This is a genomic window from Olsenella sp. An270 (assembly GCF_002159735.1).
In the GTDB taxonomy this organism is placed as follows: Bacteria; Actinomycetota; Coriobacteriia; order Coriobacteriales; family Atopobiaceae; genus Thermophilibacter.
Map to the genome: position 1 here is coordinate 67,944 of NZ_NFJF01000009.1, position 6,132 is coordinate 74,075.

A 6,132-nucleotide genomic window follows, 5' to 3' on the forward strand; every position below is an offset into this window, starting at 1 on the left:
ATGGGCGGAAACGACGCCGCGACGCTCGAGGGGCTCCTCCTTCCGGGGACGCCCGCCGACGTCCGCGCCCGCTACCTGAGCCTCGCCGAGCGTGCGCGCACGGCCGACTTTGGCCCGCTCGAGGAGGACGTGGTCGTGCTCGACACCGAGACCACGGGCCTCTCCTTCAAGGACTGCGAGCTGATCGAGATCTCCGCCGCGCGCATGAGCGGCGGAGAGGTCGTGGAGCGCTTCGAGACCTTCGTGGACCCGGGCGTGCCCATCCCCAAGGAGATCGAGCGGCTCACCGGCATCCGCAGCATCGACGTGGCCGGCGCCCCGGACGCCCGCACGGCGGTCGCCGCGCTCGCGGACTTCGTGGCGGGCAGCCCCGTCCTCGCGCACAACGCCACCTTCGACCGTACCTTCGTCGAGGCCGTGCCCGGCGGCGCGGCCGTGAGCGACACCTGGATAGACACCCTCGCGCTCTCGCGCATCGCGCTCCCCATGCTCTCCACGCACCGTCTGGCCGACATGGCCGCCGCCTTCGGGTGCGCGGCCGTGACGCACCGCTCCTCCGACGACGTGGACGCGCTCTGCGGCATGTGGAGGATCCTCCTGCTCGCGCTCTCGGACCTGCCGCAGGCCCTTCTCGCCCGCCTGGCGGGCATGCACCCCGAGGTGGACTGGCCGTTTAGGCCGGTGTTCTCCTACCTCTCGGGCGCGGGGTCCGCCGAGGTGGACGCGCGGCCCTTCTCGCTGCGGGAGCACCGCACCGAGCTGCTGCGCGGACTTACGGGCGAGCCACGGGCCGACGCGGCCGAGCTCGAGCGCAGGGTGGCGCCGAGCGTCGAGGAGGTCGAGCGCGAGTTTGCGCCGGGCGGCGTGGTCTCGCGCATGTACGAGCACATGGAGCGCCGACCCGAGCAGGTGGCGATGGCCCGCGAGGTCGCCGAGGCCCTGGCCACCGGGACGCACCGCGCGATCGAGGCGGGCACGGGCGTGGGCAAGTCCGTGGCCTACCTGCTGCCCGAGGTGCTCTACGCGCGCCGCAACCATGTGAGCGTGGGCGTGGCGACCAAGACCAACGCCCTCACCGACCAGCTCGTCTCCCACGAGCTGCCGGCGCTCGCCGAGGCGCTCGGCGGCGACCTCACCTACACGAGCCTCAAGGGGTACGACCACTACCCCTGCCTGAGACGTCTCGACCGCGCGGCCGAGGAGCCGCTGCCGCTCGCGGAGGTCCCCCACGACGGGCGCTCGGACAACGCCGTGGGCTGCGACATGCTCACCGCGATCGCGGTCACCTACGCCTTTGCGTGCCAGGCGCCCGAGGGGGACCTCGACGCCCTGGGGATCCGCTGGCGCTACGTGCCCCGCAGCATGCTCACCGTCACCTCGGGCGAGTGCCTGCGCGGGCGGTGCCCGTACTTCTCAGGCACGTGCCTGCTCCACGGCGCCCGGCGCCGGGCCAACTGCTCCGACGTGGTGGTGACCAACCACTCGCTGCTCCTGTGCGACGTCGAGGCCGAGGGGCACATCCTGCCGCCGGTCCGCGACTGGGTGGTGGACGAGGCGCACGCCTTCGAGGCGGAGGCGCGGCGCCAGTGGGCCGTCGAGGTCTCCGGCGCCGACGCGCGCACCGCCTTCGAGCGGATCGGCGGGACGCAGACCGGCGCGCTTCACGCCGCGATGGTGGAGGCCATGGCGCTCGAGGGCTCCACGCTCATGGTCGGGCTGCTCACGAAGGCCGCTGCGGCGGCCTCACGCGCGCAGGTGGCGGTGGCCGGGCTCTTCTCGGCCGTGCACGAGCTGGGGTCGCTCGCGCGCGGCGACGGCGGCTACGACACCGTGACGCTGTGGTTGGACGCCACGGCTCGTGCGAGCGCGGAGTGGGCCGAGGTCCGCGACGCGGCCGCGGGCGCCGAGGACGCGCTCGACGAGACCGTGCGCGCGCTGGCGGACGCCTCCTCCGCAATGGAGGCCCAGGCGCCCCAGCAGGCGGCCGACCTCGCCGACCACGCCCGTGAGCTGCGCGACCTTCTCGCCGGCATACGCCTGATCTGCGAGGGGACCGACGAGAGCTACGTCTACTCCGCCCAGCTCGCGCGCTCCCGCAAGCGGATGGCGAGCGAGCGGCTGGTGGCCGAGAAGCTCGACGTGGGCGCCGAGGTGGCGAGCCGCTGGCTGCCCGAGATGGAGAGCGTGGTCTTCACCTCCGCAACGATCGCGGTGGGCGACGACTTCTCGCACTTCGACCGTGCCGTGGGCCTGGCCGACCTGCCGGAGGGGTCGCACCGCGACGTCCGCCTGGACTCCAGCTTTGACTACGACGCCCACATGTCCGTGGTCGTGGCCGGCGACCTGCCGGCACCCAACGAGCGCGGCTACCTCGAGGCGCTGGAGGAGCTGCTCTTCGACGTGCACGTGGCGATGGGCGGCTCGGTGCTCACGCTGTTCACCAACAGGCGCGACATGGAGCGCGTCTACGAGTCTCTGCGCCCGCGCCTCGCGGCGCAGGGCCTGGAGGTGGCTTGCCAGGAGCGGGGGAGCTCTCCGCGCCGGCTGCGCACGCGCTTCATGGCCGAGAAGACCCTCTCGCTGATGGCGCTGCGCTCGTTCTGGGAGGGGTTCGACGCCACGGGCGACACCCTGCGGTGCGTGGTCATCCCCAAGCTGCCCTTTGCGAGCCCCACCGACCCGCTCGTCCGCGAGCGGGAGGCGCGCGAGGACCGCGCGTGGTGGCGCTACTCGCTGCCCGAGGCCGTGCTCTCCGTGAAGCAGGCGGCCGGCCGGCTCATCCGCAGCGCGACCGACACGGGTGTGCTCGTGCTGGCCGACTCTCGCGTGGCGACCAAGCGCTACGGGAGCCTGTTCGTGAAGTCGCTGCCGTCGAGGAGCGTCTCGCGGCTCGAGGCGGCCAACGTCGGGCGCTACCTCAGGATCTGGCGCGCCGGCCACGAGTAGGGGCGTCCTTCTCGCCCGCCGTGGGGCCAGCCCGCGCCGCCGCCCCGCCAGGTTATGCAACATCCTCGAGGTTATGCGGCATCGCCGGGCGAGAAGAACCTCGGTGCCTTCGCGTTTCCGCAGGCAGATGGCTTGCGGCGGTTCGCGCATAACCTGCGGGACGCCGCATAACCTCGGGAGTGCCGCACCGCGCGGCGCCTACGAGCGGGATGCGGCCAGCTGCTGGCGCGCGTGCGCCTTGGCGAGCTCCGTGACCTCCGGGTCGTCGCAGCGCGCCGACCCACCGCAGGCGGCGACCATGCGCGGGAGCCAGGAGCCGCCGTAGTAGGGGGTCTCCGCGACGACGGGCAGCGTGCCCGGCGCAGAAACGACGCGCAGGTCATGCCAGGCGAGAAGACCAACGAGGCCCGCGTCGTCGAACGTCAGCCGGACCGTTCGGGTCTCTCGCCCGGCCAGCCGGCGGTCCTCGTCCGAGGCGCGCGACCCGATCTCGACGTCGCCCATGCGGTCGATGCGGAAGGTCCGCGTCCCGCGGCGGTCGAGGTCGTGGGCGTCCAGAAGCCACGCGCCGTCGTCGTTCCTGAGGCCGAGGGGCGCCGCCCGGCGCGCCTGCGGCTCGGTCGAGCCGGGCTTGCGGTAGGAGAAGTAGAGCTCGCGGCGAGCCGCCATCGCGCGGGCGCAGGCCGAGAGCGTCGTGGCGACCTGATCGGTGCCGCCCGCGCCGGCCATGAGGCGCCGGACGAGTCCCTCGTCGACGGGCGATGCGGAGAGGGACCCCTCGAGGCCCTCGCGCAGCGGGTCGTCTGCGGGGACGCCGAGGCGCTCGAGCGCCGCCGCGAGGGCGAGCGTCTCGTCGTGGCTGAGCCGCAGGCGCCGCCCGCGCGCGCCGCCCGACCCGACGAGCGTGAGCGCCCCCTCGTCCTCGGCGAGCGGCAGGCCGCCGCCACCTACGAGCGTCGAGGAGAGGACCAGCTCGACGAGCTTCTCGGCCTCCTCGGCGCCCACCCCGAGCCGCTCGGCGACGGCCTCCGGGCTGAGGGAGTCCCCCGCCTCGCTGAGGCTCGCCACGAGGGCGACGAGCTCGCGCGCCTCGTCGAGCGCGCCCGGGCGCCCGCCCGCGTGCCTAGCTCCCATCGCGGACCACCCCCTCGAGCACCTCGCACCATGCCGAGACGAGCGACGCGGGGTCGACGGGCCTGAGCCCCGTCGCAACGGCCCATCGCGCCGCCGCCCGCTCGTCGCTGACGTCGACGGCCCAGAGGAGCCTGTCCCCGTCGTCCGAGAAGGACCCCTGCACGCCGGCGGCCCGGAGCACGTCGGGCTCGTCCGCGGCGGGGACCTCGAAGCGGCCCTCGTACGCGACGGGGCCCATCTGGAAGGGGAGCTTTCGCCAGTCCTCCACGGAGAAGTCGTCGGGGACCGAGAAGCGCATGCCCTCGACCGGGCGCGCGGACGCGAAGCGGTCGACGCGGTAGGTCCTGACCGTGCCCGGGTTTGCTTCGTCGTCGAGCCGCGCCGCGACCAGGTACAGCGACCCCCTGAGCGAGAAGAACCCGTAGGGTGCGAGCGTGCGCTCGGAGCGGCTGCCCCGCGCGTCGACGTAGGCCGCGCGCACCGCGGTGCCGGACGTCATGCAGGAGCGGAGCGTCCCGAGGGCGCGCGAGGCGCCGCCGTCGCGGACCCTGCCCACGGCCAGCGTCTCGGAGAAGGCCCGTGAGATCTTTGCCAGGGCGAGGCGCAGCTCGTCGGCGAGCGGGAACGACGGGTCGTCGGCGAGCGGGCGGCAGGCGAGCTCGAGTGCCGCGGCGTCCGTCGGGGCGAGCTCGGCGCCCCGTGCGAACGAGCGCTCGGCGTCGGCGGCCCAGAGCGACTCCTCGCCGCCCTGCCGGCGCTCGACGACCGCGACACCGCAGGCCGCGAGTACCTCCCGGTCGCGCGAGAAGGCGCGCCGGAAGCTGTCGGGGGAGAGCCCGGCGTAGTGCGCCCGGGCGATCTCCGACGACGGGATGGGCGTCGCCGCGCTCATGAAGTCGAGCGCGAGCGAGCAGATCCTTCTCGCCCGCTCGTCGTCGCGCGTGAGCCTCATGCCACCTCCCCGAGTCCGTTCGTCCCGACGGTTGAGCCGTCGCTTGAGTCTTTCCTGCGTAGAGCATGGACAAGACGTATACTCTTTGAATTGTATGCACGGCTCGTGACCAACGCGCGCGACACTTGCGAAAAGGATGCTTCACATGGCCATGACACATGACTACCTCGACTTCCTCGACGAGAGGATCGGCATCTCCCCCACGAACAGCGAGGAGGAGCTCCAGGCGGCCGAGGTCATCTCCGACCTGATGGGTCAGCACGACGTCGAGGCGAGCATCGAGGAGTTTGACGAGCCGCTGGTCTCGGGCCTCGGCCCGGCGATCCTCGCCATTGCCTGCCTCGTGGGCATGGTCCTGGCGGGGACCGGCGTCGCGGTGCTCTCGTTCGTGGGCTTCGTGCTCGCCGTCCTGCCCGCGGCCCTCTCGGTCGCGCGCCTCTTTGGCCATGCGCCGCGCCTCACGCTGGGGCCGCGCGCCCAGAGCCAGAACGTCGTGGCGGTCCACCGCGCGACCGGCCCCCTCGTGACCAAGGGCAGCAGGACCATCGTCATCGCCGCCCACTACGACTCCCCGCGCGAGAACTTCCTCCACACCTCGCCCGTGGCGCCCCACCTCTCGCTCGCCAGCAGGCTCAGCGTGCCCTGCTCGCTCGCCGTGGCCGTGTTCGCCCTCTTCCAGATGCTGGGCTTCCTGCCCGCCCCCTTCCGGATCGTCACGTGGCTCCTCGGCGTCGTCGCGGCGCTGCCCGCCGTGGTCCCCGCCGTCGGCCTGATCGCCGAGCGCACCGCCCCGTGCACCGACGGCGCCAACGACAACAAGGCCGCCGTCGCGGCGCTCCTCGGCGTGCTCGAGAACGTCCGCCCGAGCGGCGCCGAGCCCAAGGCCCGCCCCGTGCCCGCCCCCGCGGAGGAGCCGGCCGCCGAGGGCGACCAGGAGCCGGCGGAGCAGTACGTCGAGACCTACGAGACCGAGCCCGTCGTCGGCGTCCGCCACGGCGAGGAGGTCCTGAGGGACCTGGCCATCCTCCCCGAGTCGTGCGAGATCGAGTACGTCGAGCCCGCCCGCGTCGTCGTGAGGAAGCCCGCGCCCGCCCCTGCCC

The 6,132-nt window shown here is 73.4% G+C and carries 3 protein-coding genes and 1 pseudogene; 2 read left to right on the plus strand and 2 right to left on the minus strand.

Annotation, left to right across the window (positions count from 1 at the left end):
• Entirely contained in the window at positions 1-2,946 is a 2,946-nt protein-coding gene (locus B5F73_RS08965) for a helicase C-terminal domain-containing protein (RefSeq protein WP_087227898.1), read from the plus strand.
• A gap of 198 nt (positions 2,947-3,144) precedes the next feature.
• Here B5F73_RS08965 and B5F73_RS08970 read toward each other — a convergent pair whose 3' ends face one another.
• Positions 3,145-4,080 carry a WYL domain-containing protein gene (locus B5F73_RS08970; RefSeq protein WP_087227899.1) on the minus strand — a complete coding sequence of 312 codons (936 nt, stop codon included), beginning with the start codon at positions 4,078-4,080 and terminating at the stop codon, positions 3,145-3,147.
• Positions 4,070-5,032, minus strand: a complete 963-nt coding sequence (locus B5F73_RS08975; protein ID WP_087227900.1) for a WYL domain-containing protein — start codon at positions 5,030-5,032, stop codon at positions 4,070-4,072. The genes B5F73_RS08970 and B5F73_RS08975 overlap by 11 nt, the downstream gene beginning before the upstream one ends.
• A 145-nt stretch (positions 5,033-5,177) precedes the next feature.
• Between B5F73_RS08975 and B5F73_RS08980 the strand changes: the two are divergent.
• Positions 5,178-6,132: pseudogene (locus B5F73_RS08980) on the plus strand (hypothetical protein); the annotation flags it as partial.

Excerpts from the sequence above, each read along its gene's own strand:
- B5F73_RS08970 (WP_087227899.1), bottom strand. The coding sequence starts at position 4,080 with ATGGGAGCTAGGCACGCGGGCGGGCGCCCGGGCGCGCTCGACGAGGCG.
- B5F73_RS08965 (WP_087227898.1), top strand. The coding sequence starts at position 1 with ATGGGCGGAAACGACGCCGCGACGCTCGAGGGGCTCCTCCTTCCGGGG.
- B5F73_RS08975 (WP_087227900.1), bottom strand. The coding sequence starts at position 5,032 with ATGAGGCTCACGCGCGACGACGAGCGGGCGAGAAGGATCTGCTCGCTC.